Source organism: Pseudomonas sp. Pseusp97 (assembly GCF_047304025.1).
Lineage (GTDB): Bacteria > Pseudomonadota > Gammaproteobacteria > Pseudomonadales > Pseudomonadaceae > Pseudomonas.
In genome coordinates this window covers 1-595 of record NZ_JBGLYK010000480.1, presented here as the reverse complement: position 1 = coordinate 595, position 595 = coordinate 1, and the positions used below count along the sequence as shown (strand labels likewise).

Below are 595 nucleotides of genomic sequence, written 5' to 3'. Positions count from 1 at the left end.
AAGCACGCCAGGCCGCCCACGCCTTCAACCGCATGCGCGAACGCATCCGCGAACAGGTGCAGCAGCGCAGCCGCATGCTGGTGGCGGTCTCCCATGACCTGCGCACCCCGCTGTCGCGCCTGCGCCTGCGCGTCGAGGAAATCGACAACCCGCAATTGCGCACGCGCATCGGCCAGGACCTGGCCGAGATGATCGGCATGCTCGACTCCACCCTGCACTACCTGCAGCAGGAGCGCGCTACCGAGCCGTTGCAGTGGTTCGACGTGAAGGCCCTGGCCGATTCACTCGCCGAAGACGCCTGCGAGCGCGGCGCCGACGTGGGCGTGGAAGGCTCCTGCGCGCCGCTCAAGGTCCAGCCGATGGCGTTGCGCTCGTGCCTGAACAACCTGCTGGACAACGCCCTGCGCTACGCCGGCGAGGTCAGCATCGAACTGCGCGACGGTCCCCGCGAGGTAGAAATCCGCGTGCGCGACCACGGCCCGGGCATTCCCGCCGAGCTGCGCGAGCAGGTGTTCGAGCCGTTCTTCCGCCTGGAAGGCTCGCGCAACCGCAACTCCGGCGGCGTCGGCCTGGGCCTGGCCATTGCCCGCGATGC

At 69.4% G+C, this 595-nt stretch carries 1 protein-coding gene; it reads left to right on the top strand.

Translation table 11 applies throughout. The features are described from left to right. On the top strand, positions 1–595 hold a 595-nt coding region (locus tag ACCC94_RS29995; protein WP_413353210.1), incomplete at both ends, for a sensor histidine kinase.